The organism is Paenibacillus sp. FSL H3-0286, assembly GCF_045040705.1.
GTDB classification, from domain to species: domain Bacteria; phylum Bacillota; class Bacilli; order Paenibacillales; family Paenibacillaceae; genus Paenibacillus_AQ; species Paenibacillus_AQ odorifer.
In genome coordinates this window covers 6,733,289-6,751,578 of the sequence record NZ_CP150285.1, presented here as the reverse complement: position 1 = coordinate 6,751,578, position 18,290 = coordinate 6,733,289, and the positions used below count along the sequence as shown (strand labels likewise).

General features: G+C 45.4%; 12 protein-coding genes. 10 read left to right on the top strand and 2 right to left on the bottom strand.

Annotated elements, in window-relative coordinates; all coding sequences use genetic code 11:
• The first annotated feature begins 123 nt into the window (after positions 1-123).
• From MHB37_RS30080 to MHB37_RS30065, 4 genes are all read left to right on the top strand, one after another.
• On the top strand, positions 124-1,041 hold the full coding sequence (locus MHB37_RS30080) for a prenyltransferase (RefSeq protein ID WP_036682043.1): 918 nt from the start codon (positions 124-126) through the stop codon (positions 1,039-1,041).
• A gap of 35 nt (positions 1,042-1,076) precedes the next feature.
• Positions 1,077-1,853, top strand: a complete 777-nt coding sequence (locus tag MHB37_RS30075; protein ID WP_076303570.1) for a DUF6081 family protein — start codon at positions 1,077-1,079, stop codon at positions 1,851-1,853.
• 38 nt (positions 1,854-1,891) lie between these two features.
• Complete coding sequence (gene menA / locus MHB37_RS30070) at positions 1,892-2,845, top strand: 1,4-dihydroxy-2-naphthoate polyprenyltransferase (RefSeq protein ID WP_076219134.1); 954 nt, start codon at positions 1,892-1,894, stop codon at positions 2,843-2,845.
• Positions 2,846-3,008: 163 nt separating this feature from the next.
• Positions 3,009-4,004, top strand: a complete 996-nt coding sequence (locus tag MHB37_RS30065) for a Gfo/Idh/MocA family protein (protein ID WP_405168793.1) — start codon at positions 3,009-3,011, stop codon at positions 4,002-4,004.
• 88 nt (positions 4,005-4,092) lie between these two features.
• Here MHB37_RS30065 and MHB37_RS30060 read toward each other — a convergent pair whose 3' ends face one another.
• A complete protein-coding gene (locus MHB37_RS30060; RefSeq protein WP_036682429.1) occupies positions 4,093-5,448 on the bottom strand; it encodes a dicarboxylate/amino acid:cation symporter in 1,356 nt (451 codons plus the stop codon).
• A gap of 356 nt (positions 5,449-5,804) precedes the next feature.
• Between MHB37_RS30060 and MHB37_RS30055 the strand changes: the two genes are divergently transcribed.
• From MHB37_RS30055 to MHB37_RS30035, 5 genes are all read left to right on the top strand, one after another.
• Complete coding sequence (locus MHB37_RS30055; RefSeq protein WP_076181993.1) at positions 5,805-6,575, top strand: hypothetical protein; 771 nt, start codon at positions 5,805-5,807, stop codon at positions 6,573-6,575.
• 73 nt (positions 6,576-6,648) lie between these two features.
• The gene (locus MHB37_RS30050) at positions 6,649-10,377 is read left to right on the top strand and encodes an S-layer homology domain-containing protein (protein WP_405168792.1); all 3,729 of its coding nucleotides are present in this window, start codon (positions 6,649-6,651) and stop codon (positions 10,375-10,377) included.
• Between the two features lie 708 nt (positions 10,378-11,085).
• Positions 11,086-11,892 (top strand): ABC transporter ATP-binding protein, encoded by an 807-nt coding sequence (locus MHB37_RS30045; protein ID WP_036682032.1) that lies wholly within the window; start codon positions 11,086-11,088, stop codon positions 11,890-11,892.
• Entirely contained in the window at positions 11,885-13,543 is a 1,659-nt protein-coding gene (locus tag MHB37_RS30040) for a hypothetical protein (protein WP_405168791.1), read from the top strand. The genes MHB37_RS30045 and MHB37_RS30040 overlap by 8 nt, the downstream gene beginning before the upstream one ends.
• 233 nt (positions 13,544-13,776) lie before the next feature.
• A complete protein-coding gene (locus MHB37_RS30035) occupies positions 13,777-15,792 on the top strand; it encodes an EAL domain-containing protein (RefSeq protein WP_038573706.1) in 2,016 nt (671 codons plus the stop codon).
• A 77-nt stretch (positions 15,793-15,869) separates the two neighbouring features.
• Here MHB37_RS30035 and MHB37_RS30030 read toward each other — a convergent pair whose 3' ends face one another.
• Entirely contained in the window at positions 15,870-17,567 is a 1,698-nt protein-coding gene (locus MHB37_RS30030; RefSeq protein ID WP_405168790.1) for a methyl-accepting chemotaxis protein, read from the bottom strand.
• 243 nt (positions 17,568-17,810) lie between these two features.
• Here MHB37_RS30030 and MHB37_RS30025 point away from each other — a divergent pair, with 243 nt between their 5' ends.
• A complete protein-coding gene (locus MHB37_RS30025; protein ID WP_081383180.1) occupies positions 17,811-18,242 on the top strand; it encodes a MarR family winged helix-turn-helix transcriptional regulator in 432 nt (143 codons plus the stop codon).
• Positions 18,243-18,290 lie beyond the last annotated feature (48 nt).

Here is an 18,290-nt window from a genome sequence, read left to right as displayed (position 1 = left end):
GGAAGTATTATGTCAAGAATAGACATTATATGCAGTGATAATCTTCACAATCTATTGAAAATTGATGTATAATAGTCAGTGATAATTATTATCAAATCATATGAAAAAGGCGGTAAGCTTGAAGTGAACAAATGGACATTATTTACCAAGGCGACCCGGTTTTGGAGTTTTTCTGTTATGCTCATCCCGATTGTTTTGGGGACCGTTGGGGCATATGTATGGGAAGGGACATTCCATCCGGTTTTATTTATTCTTACCTTAATAGGGGCGATTTCGGCGCATTTGTTCTCCAATATGGTGAATGATCTGTGGGACTTCCGCAACGGAACCGATACAGAAGCAAAGAATTCCGCTGGTGAAATCAGCACAAACTCCGGGCTACTGACAGGTGGAATCCTCTCGGAGTCTTTTTATGCAAGGATGACCTGGAGTATGCTGGCGATTGCCCTTATCTGTGGTGGGATTCTTAGTATATATAGCGGTTGGAATATCCTTTGGTTTGTACTTGTTGGTGCTTTAATCGCTTATTTCTATGTGGCTCCGCCACTGCGTTATGGCTATCGCGGCAAAGGCTATAGTGAGATGGCCATTTTTATTGCTTTTGGGATTATGCCTGTATTAGGCTCCTATTTCGTACAAACCGGTCAGTTTAGCATGAAGCCTGTAATTCTCTCGCTACCTGTCGGATTTTTAACTACATTATTGTTGTTTAATCACCATTTCCTACATTGGAAAGCGGATGAGCAGGCGGGTAAGCTTACGCTTGTTGTAGTATGGGGAGAACAAAAGGCACTTGTATTCTCACGTGTACTTCTTTTTACTGGTTACGCTTCGGTGATAGTCTGTGTGCTGTTGGGTGTACTTCCTGTTTACGCACTGCTGGCGCTGGTTACAGCTTTCTGGCCGCTGCGCATTTACAGTAGTCTCAAGCAACATAATGCTTCGCCGGCTTATATCCCGCTGATGGGTGCTTCACAAAAAGCCTCCGTACGCTGCGGAGTAGTAATGGCAATAACTTTATTAATTCAAGGCTTGATCTGATACTAATAGATGGACTACAGAAGGAGTGAGCTTTCATGGAAAAGAAGGACAAGGAATTGACGGCAGAAGAACAACAAGTTAAAGGCAATCGCATGGTTCTTGGGGATTTCCACTCTATTTTAGAAGAAGGAAAGGTCTGGAAGACGGGTGGATTTACACTGCCTGACGGATCTTTTTGGGCTTACCGTGAGCCGGAGGCTGTAGTTATCGTTCGTAATGATACCTTGTATGTACGTGCGAAGTTATCTCGTGAGAACCATCAAGTGCAAATTCTGGACAATGCCAAGCACATGTATTATTCAGCCAAGCCAGTGGAGATTCCGGAAGCTGGAGAGATTAGCATTGAGCTGCAAATTCGTTGCCGTACACAAGGAACTGCACCTGGAGATCTGTATGATGGATATGTATCGCTGAACCTGCTGGATTTCACGACAGGCGCTGCGCTTGATTTCTTCGCGGGAAATGACAAATACGCTAGTGTATATGGTATATTGCCATTCCCGGGTGTACAAGTGCCAGAAAGCACTGGAACGAAATATTTCTGCATCTTTAAAGAAGATACGGATTTCAAACCACGGGAATTCAATACGTACCGTATTACCTATCACCGCGGCAATGATGAGGCTGTATTCTATTTGAACGGCAAGGAAGTACGCCGCGAGAAAAATATACCGCTTAAATTCAATAACTTCACTGTAGCGCTCGGAATTATGACAGAGAAGGATCTGAGTCCTGAAGGCAGTGTGTCTGTACATGGACAAACAGTTATTGCAGAATGGTCCCCGGTGACGGTTACAACAACTGAACAGTAATGCCTTGCAGGCTCATTTGACAGATAAGGGTGTATGGTGTGAATATTAAAAGCTTTCTAAGATTTGTGGAGCTGCCGACGAAGGTAGCCAGTATTATTCCGTTTCTAATGGGAACGTTGTATGCCCTGTACCGGTTTGAGGATTTTTACGTATTGCGTTTTGGATTGATGTTCGTGTCTTTGCTTAGCTTCGATATGGCGACGACGGCGATTAACAACTATTACGATTTCAAAAAAGCCTCCAAAACCCACGGCTACGGCTACGAAACGCATAATCCGATTGTTCATTTTAAGCTAAAAGAGCGCACCGTCGTGGCGACGATTGTTATTTTGCTGGCGCTGGCAGCAGGGGGCGGGATTGCGCTTGTCACTCAGACGGGTTTGCTGGTCTTTTTGCTGGGTGGACTGTCGTTCTTGATCGGTATACTTTATTCGTTCGGGCCGATTCCCATCTCGCGTATGCCGTTAGGTGAGCTGTTTTCGGGTTTGTTTATGGGCTTTGTTATTATTTTTATCTCTGCCTATATCCATACGGATGAGCATGTGGTTTCACTGCTGCTTCAGAACGGCTGGGTCAGCTTGAATATCAACATCGTGGAAGTGCTGTACCTTTTCTGGTTTTCCGTGCCCGCTATTTTGGGGATCGCAGGGATTATGCTCGCTAATAATATTTGTGATATTGATGAGGATGTGGAGAATCGCAGGTACACGCTTCCGGTGTACATTGGCCGCCGCAATGCGCTTGTGCTTTTTAAATATCTCTACTATGTCTCTTATCTGGATCTTGTAGTGCTCCTGATCTTAGGGATTAATCCTATTCTGGTTCTGTTGATTCTACTTACGCTGATCCCGCTTCGCCGAAATATTGCCTTGTTCACAGAGAAACAGGAGAAGGCGAGTACCTTTATTCTTGCCGTCAAAAACTTCGTATTGATGAACCTTGCGCGTATAGTTGTGCTGGGTGCGGCTGTGCTGTTGAATGCACTAATATAAACATTCATATTTTATGAAAAAGCAGTGTCTATCGGGGTTGGAGCTCCTTTTGGCACTGTTTTTTTGCAATTTGCAGGCTTCTTTCTGTTAGAGAAACGTTTCATTCTATGATAAGGTGGCTTTAAGTATAGTAAGTAATCTATAAGGAAGAAGGTTAGCAACGATGGTGCAAAAACTTCGCTGGGGAATCATGGGCTGCGCGCAGATTGCGACAGGTTCAGTGATGCCGGCTATAATGGATTCGGAGACGGGAATGATTACAGCGGTAGCCAGTCGCGGTTTAGAAAAAAGCAGCGCTGTAGCCGCAGAGTTCGGAATAGATAAAGCTTACGGCAGCTATGAGGAATTACTGGCGGATAAGGATATTGATGCGGTGTATATTCCACTGCCAAATCACCTCCATCGGGAATGGGTAATCCGTGCGGCGGAAGCTGGCAAACATATCTTATGTGAGAAACCGATCGCGCTGAACAGTGAAGAAGCAGCTGAGATGGTAAAAGCTTGTAATGATGCTGGAGTCCATTTGGCAGAAGCTTATATGTATCGGCATCATCCTCGGATTGCGGAATTGCAAGAGATTATCGCTAGCGGAGAAATTGGCGAATTACGCTCCATTCGAGGCACTTTTACTTATAATGACGCTACAGACACCTCTAATATTCGTTTTAAATCCGCTTGGGGCGGCGGCTCGCTTTATGATATCGGCTGTTATCCGCTAAGTGCAGCACGACTGCTGTTCGGAGCTGAGCCAGAAGCCGTAACAGTTCATGCTATGTTCTCTCCGGAGCATGACAATGTAGATATGATGGCTTCAGGGCTGGTAGAGTTTCCGAAGGGGCTAAGCCTGATTTTTGATTGCGGGATGTGGGCATATAACCGCCAGCTGTTAGAGATTCTGGGGACCGATGGAATGATTGAAGTGCCTATGCCTTTTAATGCTAGAGACGAGGATGCTGAATTTTTTGTGCATACGGGAGAAGGGGTAAGACGGGTTGATGCCACCGGGGCGAATCCCTATACACGGGAGGTCGATGATTTTACCGCCGCAGTATTTACAGGAAAAAAATTATTTGCACCTGAGGATGCAGTGCTGGGCATGCAATTGATCGAGACTTGTCTAGCTTCTGCTAAAAAGCGGGAAAGAATTAGTATGCTATAAGAAGATGAATCCAATAGGAATCTATGCAAAAAAAACCTCCGGGCGCTCTGCTTTACGCAGATTCCGGAGGTTTTTACAGTTTCAGCTTTTACACGGTGCTCAAGAGAATATCATCGTCATCATTGCTATTAAACGCTTCGCGGTCAAATTCACCTTCGGAATTAGCTACTAACAGAGCTGTTACAGCTGTTCCAGTTGCGTTTACAGCGGTACGGCCCATATCGATGAGCGCTTCAACACCTGCAACGATAGCGATTCCTTCAAGCGGCAGGCCGAGAGCAGTTAAGACTACTGTGGTGGAGATTACGGCTGGTCCAGGTACGCCAGCTACACCAATGGAAGAAATAATACTTACTAATACCAGTGTAATATAGTCGGTCCAGTTCAGATCAATACCGAATACTTGGGCGGTAAATACAGCCACAATAGCTGGCCAAATCCCACCGCACGCATTAAAGTTCACAGATGCCCCTAACGGTGCGATAAAGCTCGCGATCCGCGGGGAGACATGAAGCCGCTTCGTAATCACTTCGAGATTGACCGGAAGGGTTGCGTAGCTGCTTCTGGTTGTGAAGGCAACGGTAATGGTTGGATACACTTTGCGGAAGAAACGAATTGGATTCACCTTCGCTACTAATAGAACCAATCCGCCAAAGATAAGTACAAAATGTATAATCATTGCTACGTACGAGGTTATAATTACACTGCCTAGTTCCTGCAATGTCTCCCAGCCATAACGTGCGGTGATTCCGGCAATCAGTGCGAATACGCCATAAGGCGTCAGGCGAATAATGAATTTCACAACCTGATGCAGTATCAGTGTCAGGGATTCAATAAGATCACGTACAGGCTTGACGGCTTCCGGTTTCTTGGAGCCAATCTTGATTATAGCCACTGCTAGGAAGATCGCGAAAATGAGTAGAGGCACAACCTTACCCGTAGCTGCTTCATTAACAGGGTTAGATGGAACAAGATCGAGGATAACCTGGGAGAAGGTCGGGATTTCCCGGGCTGCAAAATCTGCGGGTACATCTTGTTGTATACCTTGGCCGGGATTGAACAGCAGCGCAACGGATAGGCCGATAATAGAAGCGATGCCCGTTGTTCCGAGGAACCAGGCGAAGGTTTTGATCCCGATTTTGCGTAGATACTCCAGATTGGTTAAGGAAGAAATGCTGTTTAATACGAGTACGAATACTAAAGGAATGACGAGCATGCGGATCAAGCTGACATAAATGCTGCCGAATGTGCTAATAGCTTTGGTCTCTAAATCGAAGTACTGAAAGAATATACCGGCAATAAGTCCGATGCCAAGTCCGATGAGTACCCGGGTACCAAATCCAATTCGTTTACGTGCCAGTAGAAACAAAATTGCAAACACAAATATGGAGGCGACAAATCCATACCAGTTCGTTTCGATGGCGGATAATAAGTTGTTATCTATGTTCACTACCAATACCCCCTTAAACCTAGTTTTTTAATGTGATTAATCCTATTGAGATCAATCTATATAGAATTTATAGTAAAGTCAATGTAATTATATGTTAAAAATAATTAATTCCGATAAAAACCATGTGAAAAATAAAAATTGATTGACAAGGCACTATGGCATGAATAATATGGAACTTAATCACAAGCCAATTGGAATCGACTGGACAGCCGGAGATTCAACGAAAGACGCGTAAATTGCGTCCCGTTGAGTCTCTTTTTTTTTACTTTAGAGAAGGGAGAGTTACGGATTTAAGGTACAAGAATGTAGTGAAGGGGTTTCTTATTTTATTTGAAAAGGATGGTACACATATGAAAAAGCTTTCGATCTCTTTGGTTGCCGCCGCTATCGTCTTCTCCGCATTGACGTATGCCGCGGTATCCGCTAACAAAAAAACAGCAGAGGCAGCACCCATTCAAGAGAGTAGTAATACAGCAGTAACCGCAGCAGCTTTACCAGCAGCTGCTTCTGCGGCAGCAGTTGTTGTTCAGGCAGAAGCTACTGCAGCTCCTGTAACAGAAGCTGTCCAGCCGGAAGCTTCGGCTCCAGCAGCTGAGACAGTCACGGCAGAAGCTACTGCGGCTCCAGCCGCAGCTGTTGATTCTGCGGCGAAGGTTGTGGCTTCAGCAGCTCCAGAAGCGGTTGCAGCTCAGCCTAAAGCAGCTGCATCCCCGGCTGCGGACACCGCTAAGACGGCAACAGCTGCAACAACGGTATCTGCATCTGTTAAACCGCAAACCAGCGCAGCAACGCCTGCGCCAACTGCTGCGCCTACGACTGCTCCAAAAGCAAACGTAACCGCTAAAGCCGTTCAGCCGACCGCCGCTCCTGTTGTATCTGAACAGCCTAAGGAAACCGCAGCTCCCGTAGCAAAAGCAACGGAGACACCTTCCAAAAAGGCTATAACCTTCTCTACCACAGAGGTAGTTAAGGCGACCCCGGCTCCGGTAGTTGAGTCTTCTCAACCGAAAACATCGTCTTCTGCACCTGCATCCACGGTCAGCGCACCAGCTCCTGCTCCAGCGGAAACGGTTCAGGCACCCGCACCGGCACCAGCCGCTGAGGAAGAGGTTTGTCCTTGATGAGCAGCAGGCTCATTCAGGATTCCTTTCAGCCCATTCTTCCCATAAACCTATTTAAGGCGAGGTGCACATAATGATACGACCATTAACCTTCAAAAAAATTGTAACGCTGCTGCTGGCAGCCTCCCTGCTAATCCTGCCTACTCAGGCAGGAAGAGCTTATGCTAATCCGGATACCGCAGAGGCGATAACCTCTTCACAAGGCGGCGTTAACCAGTTTGACTATTTCAGTCATGTCTATGACCGTCTAAATGATGCTAACCATGTATTTAAAACAGCGACGTATGAAGATATCGTTCATCTTTTTGAGAGTGAAGGCACATACGCTGTTCTGGTTGGCGGTGCTTGGAGCGAGAATACACAGGCTGATATCGGCTTTATCAACGAGGCAGCTAAGGAATATGGCATCTCTACGATTTATAACTTTGATACTAAGCTGGACGGGGACACCCTTCAGATTGCAGACAGCAATAATAAATTTGCCTATAAATATGTTGATCTGGTCAACAAGTATTTGAAGAATTTAAATCTGTCTTCCAAAGATGATCCAGAACGCAATGTCAGCTATACCAATACAAACGGGGAAGTTGTGACTGCTAACAAGCTCGAGTCTCCATTCTTATTGGTATACAACAAGGATCACAAGGATGCACAGGGAAATAGTGCTCCTGTCGTATCCTATCTGGATAAGAGCTATTCGTGGAATGAGTTCCTGACGAACGGAACACTTGATGCGGCGAAGGTTAATGCGTATAAAACATCAGTAAGTGAGGTGCTGGGTGCCGCTACCCGATATGATACTATCGACGAGTCGGCTTATATCAAGGCGGCATTTAATAAGAACTATGAAGGGGAAAATGAGGGCAAACCTACGATCTTCAACGAAGCGGATGGCACGCTTGTTTATGAACATGTGACCTATCATCAGCTGAAGCAAATTTTAGCGAGTGAGGGAAACTATGCGATTTTGTTAGGCGGCTCGTGGTGCCCTAACACGCAAGCGGTGATTAAATATATCAACGAATATGTCAAAAAACATAATATCCATAAGATCTACTTCTTCGACACTAAGCTGGATGCTGGTGTGACCGTTGCTGAGCCTAATAACAACAGCGGCACTAAGGGCAGTGCGAATCCGCATAATAATAACGAGCTTCAGATTAGAACCACCAATCATCCGTATGCGCAGCTTTATGTTGATCTGGTTCGTACTTATCTGACCAATATCAAGACCGAAAACAATACAGCTGCTAAACCAACTGTAATTAGTTATGTAGACGGACTTGGAAACACTGTGAGCGGAGACAGACTTCAGGTTCCATATCTGTTCACTTATAACAAGGACAACAAGGATGCAGGAGGCAAAAACACACCGATTCTAGGGCATGTTGAACTTATGTACAGCTGGACGAATATCCAACCGGATTACGTGCAGGCTAATTACCCAATCGGAGCCAGATACAATAACACTACAACAGCGCTGGATAAAATATTCTCCAGGCTCGAAGCTGTGCCGGCAGGACTTACGGGTGTAGCACCAACTGCGGCCGACAATAAGGATGGGCAAATTGTAGGCACCAGTTCAGCATTGGAATTTAAGCTTGCTGGAGACGAGGCTTACACCCCAGTTTCGGGATCAGCCATCACAGGGCTTGCACCTGGTGTTTACAAGGTAAGATATGCCGCAACATCGGGCTATCAAGGGCCAACTTCCGCAGCTGGACCCACAATCATTCCTTATAATGCTGGCGAAGACGTAAGTGTGGAAGTTCCTGCTTACACCCATCAACAAGCAGCTCCGATAGGACTGGTAGGCGTAGCCCCTACTTCTGAAGCTAATGATGATGGGCAAATTACGGGTTCAGCGGAAGGACAGGAGTATAAAGGCGTTGGAGAAGCTGATTATAAGCCTGTAACAGGTGCGGCTATCACTGGTCTTACTCCGGGCTTCTATAATGTGCGATATGCGGCAAAAGAGGGATACAGCGTTGGTAAAGACGCTACAGTTGAAGTCCCGGCATATGGTGAGCAAGCGGCACCTACAGGATTAGTAGGTGTAGCACCAACCAGTGCAGCTAATGACGACGGTAAAATTATAGGAACTACGAAAGCGCTGGAATATAAGCTGTCTACCGTTACCGATTATGTCTACGCTTCAGATGTAGAGATCGTTGGACTTGTGCCGGGTATCTATCAGGTAAGATACGCAGCTAAAGAGGGATTTAACACGGGTAGAGCAGCAGATGTAATCGTTCCAGCATTCACTGCGGAACAAGCAGCTCCAACTGGGTTACAGGGAGTTGCTCCTACCTCAGCAGCGAACAACGATGGAAGAATTACGGGAACCACGACAGCCTTAGAATATAAGCTGTCGAGTGTAACTAATTATGTGTATGCACCAGATAAAGAAATCACAGGATTAATACCGGGCACGTATCAAGTGAGATACGCAGCCAAAGAAGGTTATAAGGCAAGTCCAGCGACTGACATTGTGGTTCCGGCCTATGTGCCTATTTCAGATCCTGGAACAGGTGGAACAAGTGGATCGGGTGGCAATTCTACACCGAGCACGACTACACCAACACCATCAGCAAGCCCGCAACTGGTTGCTACGGCAACAGCAGGGAATACCGTGAACCTGTCAGCAACAGCGGCAACTAAAACGGATAAAACCACAGGAGTTACTACTGCTACGATCACAAAAGAAACGGCTGCTGAATTTGTGAGTCTCGCTAAGAAGGCAGAAGCTGATGGGAAGAAAGCTGTTCTTGAAATTAAAGTTGCAGCTACTTCGGATACTCAAACAGCTGATCTTATACTTCCAAGAAGCATAATTAATGAGTTAGCCGCCGGAACGAAGGCGGAGATTACCATTGATTATGAGAATGTGGGTACGATTACGTTTGATGCCAAATCATTGGCGAGCATTAGTGCAGCTTCAGATGCCGGAGACATCATTGTTAGAATCGCGAAGGTGTCATTAACGGCAGAAGGCAAGGCTGTTCTCGGAGACAGACCGGTTTATGACTTGTCGGTTATAGCGGGTGAAAGTACGATTTCCACCTTCGGTGGGGGGAGTGTTCGTGTCAGCGTACCGTATGTGCTGCAAGCGGGAGAACGGTCAGATGCGGTTATTGTGTATCACATTAACAGCACTGGAAGCTTGGACAATGTACGTGGAAATTACAATGCCGCCAAGAGAACTGTAGATTTCGTAACCACACATTTCTCCCAATATATTATTGGATATAATCAGGTGAGCTTTGCAGATGTTCCAGAGGCATCATGGTATAGCCATGCAGTAGGTTTCTTAGCAGCACGCAGTATCACATCTGGTACGGATGCTGAACATTACAGTCCGAATGCTGCAATCACTAGAGGGCAGTTCATCGTCTTGTTGCTCAAGGCTTATGACATCACACCGGATGCCATTGCTGCTGATAATTTTGCAGATGCAGGCAATACGTATTATACGAATTATCTTGCTACAGCTAAACGTCTTGGGGTAGCAACGGGTTCGGGAGATAATCATTTCCAGCCAGATATTCAGATCACTAGGCAGGAGCTATTTACACTCTTGTACCGCTCGCTTGTAGCGCTAGGTGAACTGCCATCTGAGAAGACAACGGCCACGCTTGCCGGCTTTAGTGATGCTGGACAGATCGCTGGTTATGCACAAGAAGCCCTTCAAGCGCTGGTAGAGAGAGGCGTAGTGACCGGAGCGAACGGTAAACTCAATCCGAAAGAAGTCACTACAAGAGCAGAAGCAGCACAGGTTATTTACAATTTGCTATCCAAATAATTAGCCACTAAGACATAGCGGACGTCACACAAGTAGCGTCAACTATGAATGCGGCGACTTGGTTTGACTAAGGCAGCAGAGCAGCGATTCCTCCTTTATTGGAGTATCGCTGCTCTGCTTTTTTGTTTGTTAGCTGGCTGGCTGGTTGCCCTTGCCCTGTCCGCTTGCCCTCATGCCCTCATGCCCTCTTGCCCTCTTGCCCGCTTGATTCAGCAGTTCATTCATTATCGGTGCGGCTTTCGGACCCAGATGACGTTATTTTCCACTTTCCAGCCTTTGGGGCATAGTTTCGGACTCCAGCGACGCTATCGCTTTGAAAAAGGTGCGTTTATGGTGTTTTTCATGCTGATAGCGACTATGGGGTCCTTTAGCACTCCAAATGTGGTAAAAAGCCGCGTATAAGGTCAGCTGTGTCCGATAGCGTGCTCGCTCTCTTACTTATAAATGCTACTCGACCAAACGTACGCTGATCTTAGTCTGGTTTGCTCAAATAAAGGGGGTGCCAACAGCCATTTCGTGGCATCGGTGGTGCGGCCTTTCGCTATAAATCTCTAGTGGGTGGCCTAATGGGCACTCTCTTTTTAACTAGACATAAGATTAGCAGACTAAATCATGGAAGAGGATTCTACTAAATGATACAATTATTGTAATTACATAAAGTAGTAATATTTCACATTATTGATTAGTTACTAGAAAGGGGACTGAGATATGGGTTTAGCTGACGATCCGGTCATAGCGATTTCAGGTTTATGGATGAACTATACAGACCGAATGGTGCTAAAGGGAATTGATCTTAAGGTATATAGAGGACAAATTATTGGTTATATCGGCCCTAACGGGGCAGGCAAGAGTACAACGGTGAAGATTATGCTCGGTCTGGTAGAAGGATATAACGGTAAAGTGGAGATTTTCGGTAAGGATATTGCCGATGGAGATGTTTCTTACAAGAAACGTATAGGTTATGTGCCGGAGGTAGCCGAATTATATGATAGCCTCACTGCAAGAGAGTATCTAACCTTTGTTGGCGAGCTGTATGGGCTAGGTCGTGCCGAGGCGGACTACAAGGCCAAAAAATTAACTACACTGCTAGGTTTGGAGAAGTCTTACGATATGCGGATTTCTTCGTTCTCAAAAGGGATGAAGCAAAAGGTGCTGCTTATCTCCAGCATGCTGCATGACCCTGATATTTTATTCCTGGATGAACCGCTGAGTGGTTTGGATGCTAATAGCGTGATGATAGTGAAGGAGATTTTTGCATCGCTGGCGGCACGGGGGAAGACCATTTTTTACTCCTCACATATCATGGATGTGGTTGAGAAAATCAGCAGCCGAATCATTTTGATTGATGGCGGGGATATTGTGGCGGACGGAAGTTTTGCAGAGCTGAAGGAGAAAGGCCGTGAAGGGACGCTTGAAGATATTTTCAATCAATTAACCGGATTTGATAAATACCGTGATATCGCTGGTGAATTTGTTGCGGTCATGCAGGAGCAAGAGGTATCCTCTTATGACTGATTTCTTCGTGCTGAGGCTGTTGGATAAGCTGCGGGGTGCCTTTATAAGATTTGGAGTCGATTACGACACCATGCGGAGTATTTTACAGATCAAACTGACCATGGACGGAAGAAGAACGCCTACAGCGCTTGCAGGTATGCAGAAAAAGGAGAACGCTAAAGAAGGTTCACCCTTGCGATTACAGTGGATTTATTTACTGTTTGGTTTAATATTAATTCCGCTAACGCTATCCAACGATCACTATATGCTGCAAATGAGCTTAACCTTTGGGATCATTATGTTTTTTGTCTCCACAACCCTGATCTCTGACTTTTCTTCAGTAATGCTTGATTTACGTGATAAAAATATTCTTTTTTCCAAACCCGTCAACCGTACCACCTTAAATATGGTCAAAACCATCCACGTACTTCTCTACTTAGGGACAGTTACATTGTCGATCACTGGTCCATCTTTGGTATTCAGCCTATTTAAGCAGGGGATCGCTTTTTTTCTGATGTATGCGGTGACAATTGTCTTGTTAGACTGTTTTATCCTCGTAATAACTGCACTGCTCTACCTGATGATCATGCGGTTTTTTGATGGGGAGAAGCTCAAGGATATTATAAATTATACGCAAATCCTTCTGACGATCGGAATAATGGTGGGCTATCAATTCATCTCCCGGTTGTTCAACCTCACTGAGCTTGGCGCTGCTTATCATCCTGCTTGGTGGCAGTACTTTATTTTTCCGGTTTGGTTCGCGGCTCCATTTGAACTGTTGCTTGGTGGAGCGAGAGAACCCTATTACTTCATTCTTTCAATGCTGGCTTTGATAACCCCACTTGTACTGATCGCAGCCTATATTAAGCTGATGCCACAGTTTGAGCGGAATTTGCAAAAGCTGGCGGAGCAAGGCTCCGGTGGAAAAGACAAGGGCCAGATCGCAGAGTGGCTCTCCCGCAGAGTATGCAAGGAACCGGCAGAGGGGATTTTCTTTCGGTTTACTTGGTCCATGATGAAGAATGAGCGCGATTTTAAGCTGAAGGTCTATCCTGCACTTGGCTTTTCTATCGCATTCCCGTTTATTTTTATATTTGGTATATTGCAGAATAGTTATGATGGTTCCCTTAAAGGTTCAAAAGTGTACTTGTTAATCTATTTCTGCACGATGTTAATGCAGACTGTAATACAGATGTTACGCTACTCTACAAGTTATAAAGGAGCTTGGATTTATAGGCTGATTCCTTTACCCGATAGCACGCCTATTTACCGTGGGATGCTTAAGGCGGCATTGCTACGGCTAGTCTTGCCTTTATTTGCTGTAGATGCGGTATTGTTCATTCTGTTGTTCGGTGTGCACATTGTACCTGATTTAGTAGTGGTATTATTCGCCATGCTGATTTTCTCAGTCATCTGCTTTCGTGTTTATCCGCGGAGCTTACCTTTTTCAGAGCGTTATGAGGCAGCCAAACAAAAGGATTACACTGGAGTCGCCTTCATGCTTATGTTTTTGCTGATGGGGATGGCGGGTATTCATTATGTCTTCACTTTATTTACCGGAGGAATTTACATCTATCTGTTAGTTCTGGTAGTTTTGAATCAATGGTTATGGCGAAAGACCTTCCCCAAAACCCCATCAACCACAGGTCACATATCCAACTTTTCGGGGTGAGTGAATGCGTCAAATATGGACATTTTTTGCCGACATAAAAAAAGGGTATAAATTCCAGTATTTTCTTAGACAATCGGCTGAATACAAGGTAGAATACATCTAAAGTTGCTTTTCAGGGATAACCTATAATCTTTACGCACTCTTCCATTTATCTGATATTCGTGTACTGATTTTTTACTTGAGAAATACGCTGCAGCGATTACGGTATTCAAAACCGGTGAAGAGGTTAACTAATGGATAAAATGGGAATCCACTATAACGTTTGGATTGTTTTACTATCATTTGCGCTAGCGGCGACTGCAGCTTATTCCGCGCTGAATCTGATCTCGCAAGTCCCTCGTTCGTTTGGGAAAGTTCGTCGCTTATGGTTAATATCGGGGGCATGTGTACTCGGCAGTGGCATATGGTCGATACATTATGTAGGGATTATGGCGAGCCGTTTTCCTTTTAGCGTGAATTATTATCCAGGCAGGGCTGTATTATCGTTATTGGTTGGTGTGTTGTGCTGCTATTCGGCATTCCGGATTACGTTTGTGCCACGTTTAAGAAAAAGTTGTTTAATAGTTAGTGGTGTTCTTCTAGGCAGCGGAATTTCGGCTATGCATTATATCGGAATGTCCTCCATGAAGATCGCAGCGGAGATTCATTATGAGATATGGACTCAGACATGTGCTGTAATCCTCGTTATGCTCTCGTCTTTTATCGGATTATTTCTATTTCACAAGTTTAAAGACTATGTGGGTTTTAACCGCTGGAAGTTATACTCTGCTCTCTTTATCGGATTTTCGGTGACTGGATTGCATTATACGAGTGTAAGGGCGACTCATTTTGAATATAACGGTCTACTAGGCAATACAACTTTTTTTATGGAGACTGATGTTATTCTTTTAATGGGAGTGTCCTTGGTAACGCTATTTATGCTTGCGATTTCTGGTGGTGCTGTATTTCTGGACCGGCATGTGCTGGAACGGATGGCTTATTATGATCCACTAACTGATCTTCCGAACAGGCATGGCCTGGTACGTTATTTTAAAGATGAATTTTTCGGGAGTAGATCTGGCGCCGTATTTTTTGTGGATCTGGATCGGTTTAAGTCGATTAATGATACGCTTGGACATGATATAGGCGACTTGTTACTGCGAGAGGTCGCTATAAGATTAAGACGCTCTGTAGGAAGTAAGGGCAAGGTCTTTCGTTTGGGCGGAGATGAATTCCTGATCGCTCTTCCAGATTGTACTGTGGAGGATGCGCAAGAGGAAGCAGAGCACATTTTATATGAGCTTAAGAAATACTACAGCATTCAAGGTAATGAGCTATATGTTACTGCAAGCGTGGGGATCAGTATGACCCCTATGCATGGAACTGACCGCTCAGCGTTAATGAAGGCAGCCGATACAGCTCTTTATACCTCTAAGGATTCGGGTAAGAATAAATTCAGTGTGTTCGATCAGGAGATGAACCGCCATCAGCTGCGACGGATGTCGCTGGAGAAGGATCTTCGTAAAGCACTGGCACGCTCAGAGTTTATGGTTGTGTACCAGCCAAAATGGGATTCGTATATGAACGTTACCGTGGGTCTTGAAGCACTGCTGCGTTGGCGGCACCCTGAACATGGGATAATCTCCCCGGCTGAATTCATTCCCATTGCAGAGGAAACGGGACTGATTGTCCCGATTACCTATTGGATGCTGCATGATGTATGCAGCCAGAACATGCTTTGGCATAAGGAAGAGATAGCAAATGTCGCAGTCTCTATTAATATGTCAGCACGGATGTTTGAGGGCGGGGGCTTATACGATGTTGTAGAAGAAGCACTCACACGTTCAGGTCTAGAGCCGCATTTCCTTGAACTGGAGATTACAGAGTCCATTGCGATGAATAACATGGAAGAGACGGTTGCGCAGCTCTCCAGACTTCGGGCACTTGGGGTAAGGGTATCACTGGATGACTTTGGGACAGGCTTTTCATCCCTTGGTAATTTAGACGAGATTCCAGTGAACACACTCAAGATTGATCAAGTGTTTATTCGTAAGAGCAAGATGCATTCCAAGAAAGCCATTATCAGTAATATCATTGCGATTGCCACCAATCTTAATATGGAGGTCGTGGCGGAAGGTGTGGAGACACCAGAGCAGATTGAGCTGCTGCAATCCTTAGGCTGCAGAGTGATGCAGGGTTATTATTATGGGCGGCCAATGCCGGTGCATGAGCTGGGCCAGTGGTTTATAGCGAATACAGCAGTATCGTAGCAGATGATCTCAATACATAGAATAAGGGGCTAGCGTCTAAGCAGAATATCTCTGCTTGGATGCTAGCCCCTTTGCTATTAAGAAACCTTAAATCGTTCAATCAGAATTTGCAGCTTCTCAGCTAGGGAGGACAGGAAAGCTGCTGCAGACTCAACTTCCTCCATTGCGGCAAGCTGTTCTTCTGAGGAAGCGGATAATGTCTCTGCACTGCTGGCTGTCTGATTAGCGACATTTACGATATTCTGAAGGGTTGTAACGAGACGGTCGGAGATCAGTGAAAGCTGGCGAACCGTTCCTGAGATCTGCTGGCTTTGTGAGGCCATTCCCGAGACAGACATTTCAATTTCCGAGAAGGACTGGCCTGCCGTGGCAATCATTTCTCTGCCGTGCTCCATCTCTTCTGTAGAGCGTTTCATAGTTTCTCCAGCCTGATCCATCTGGTTTACGATGATGTTGACCAGTTGGCCAATTTGCGCAGCGGAATGGGCTGAGCGCTCAGCCAGCTTACGTACGGAATGAGCAACGACCGCGAACCCTCTTCCCTCTTCTCCAGCTCTTGCGGCTTCAATCGCTGCATTCAGGGACAGGAGATTGGTTTCTTCTGCGATGCTGGCAATAGTACCCACGATATTTTCAATTTCTTTGGAATAACCACCCAAGGTTTCAATAATGAGTGCTAGGTCGGTAATACTGTCACTTACGACTCTCATCTGCTGTGTGGTGGAATCCATTGCCTCACGGCCTGTACGTGCTTTATTAGCGTTGCTGACCGCATTATTCATTGCGTTATCTGCATTGCCTGCAATCTCTGTGATGAAACGAGACAGGTCTTGTACAGACTTATATTCACCCTCCATATTCTGCAGCTGTGAATTCGCGGTATCGGCAAGTTCAATCGTAACATTGACGCTATATTCACCGGCCCGGTTGGTTTCCTGCGCACTGGCGGAGAGCTCTTCGGAAGAGGAGGCTACCTGCATGGAGGTCTCATTGACCTCGGTAATAAGTAAGCGCAGGCTTTGGGTCATGTCATTGAAATCACGGGCTAATGTACCAATCTCATCCTTGCTGTTGAATAAAATAGGATTATGAGTAAGGTCGCCCTGTGCAACAAGGTTGACCCCTTTGGACAGCTTCGTTAACGGACTAATCATTCGGCGGATTAACAGATAAGCTGCCACAATAGCTATAACCAGAATGGAAGCACCGATAATAAAAGGCTGAACAATGATATCTTGAGTTCGTTCTTGAATTATGGAGCCATCGAAATTAATAGCCATCAGCGCAACTATAGGTTTAGACGGATCATGATCCTGATAGATGGGGCCGTAACCTGTCTTAAGTGAGGTACCTTCGTATGTATAAACCTTGGAGTAGGAGGAATGCTTGGACTCAGTGATATGTTGCTTAACTTCAGCTGGGAAATAAAAAGTATCGCCTGCTTCATAACCTCTAGCCTGGAAGCTTGAATCTGCGGCAAGTACTTTTCCGTCTAAGGATAAGATGAATGCCTCTTTAAAAATAGCCTTATGTGCTACAATCCAACCGATTCGATCCTCTACAGCCTCCAGTTTACTTTGATCGCCTGCCAACAATGCGGAAATGTCTGCGGGGTCAATCAGGCCGGTTGTAATATTAGCGCATCCTACCAATTCGATACCTGCGGCTTCGTCTACTTGCTTATAAGCTGTACGGTATCCGAAAAACCCGATGGATGATCCTACAAGAAGTAAGACGACGAACATCATCCAAGTTAATTTAGTTGCTAATTTCATTCTTCGCACCAACCTTGACAAATTATGTTCTCAGTGATAATAGCTCTCACCTCTACGATTATATCGTATTGATATGCTTATAACCTTACATGGAATATAGTATTTCTGTGTCGGAAATTGGAGAATCGTGGAAGTTTGCGCTTTCCATCATGCTTTCAATGGTTTAGTAGACAAAACCATTGAATCATAACCAGTTCTAATGGTACGCTTGAGTTATTAAAAACGGATTGGGGTTGAACAAATATGCCACATCAAATAGATCCGTTAATAGATCGTCTAGGACTATCCATGTGGAGAGTACAGCGTAAGATTATGTCTCAAATGTCTTTGCACAAAGAACTCGGACTTACGGTGCCACAGATGGGTCTGTTAAATATGATAGCGAAAGAAAAGAAGTCGCGGGTGGTACAGCTGGCAGAATGTATGGAGGTCAAATCCAGTGCGGTGACGGTGATGCTGGACCGCTTGGAGGTGCTGGGTTATATCAAACGTGAGCCGGATGGGAAGGATCGGAGAGCGGTTGTAGTGACGATCACCGAAAAAGGTCAGCAGGTGCTCGAAGAAGGACATTTCCGGTCGAAAGAACTGCTGGCGGAGCATTTATCCATACTGAAGCCCGAAGAACTACGCAACTTTGCAGAGTATTACCGTATGATCGAGGACCAGAAGCGTTAGTCAGCTAAGCTTCGGAATGGATATCTTTATAAAAACAGCAGAGCAGCG

Coding starts and splice junctions, on each gene's coding strand:
- MHB37_RS30075 (WP_076303570.1), top strand. CDS start 1,077: ATGGAAAAGAAGGACAAGGAATTGACGGCAGAAGAACAACAAGTTAAA.
- MHB37_RS30065 (WP_405168793.1), top strand. CDS start 3,009: ATGGTGCAAAAACTTCGCTGGGGAATCATGGGCTGCGCGCAGATTGCG.
- MHB37_RS30055 (WP_076181993.1), top strand. CDS start 5,805: ATGAAAAAGCTTTCGATCTCTTTGGTTGCCGCCGCTATCGTCTTCTCC.
- MHB37_RS30050 (WP_405168792.1), top strand. CDS start 6,649: ATGATACGACCATTAACCTTCAAAAAAATTGTAACGCTGCTGCTGGCA.
- MHB37_RS30045 (WP_036682032.1), top strand. CDS start 11,086: ATGGGTTTAGCTGACGATCCGGTCATAGCGATTTCAGGTTTATGGATG.
- MHB37_RS30040 (WP_405168791.1), top strand. CDS start 11,885: ATGACTGATTTCTTCGTGCTGAGGCTGTTGGATAAGCTGCGGGGTGCC.
- MHB37_RS30035 (WP_038573706.1), top strand. CDS start 13,777: ATGGATAAAATGGGAATCCACTATAACGTTTGGATTGTTTTACTATCA.
- MHB37_RS30030 (WP_405168790.1), bottom strand. CDS start 17,567: ATGAAATTAGCAACTAAATTAACTTGGATGATGTTCGTCGTCTTACTT.
- MHB37_RS30025 (WP_081383180.1), top strand. CDS start 17,811: ATGCCACATCAAATAGATCCGTTAATAGATCGTCTAGGACTATCCATG.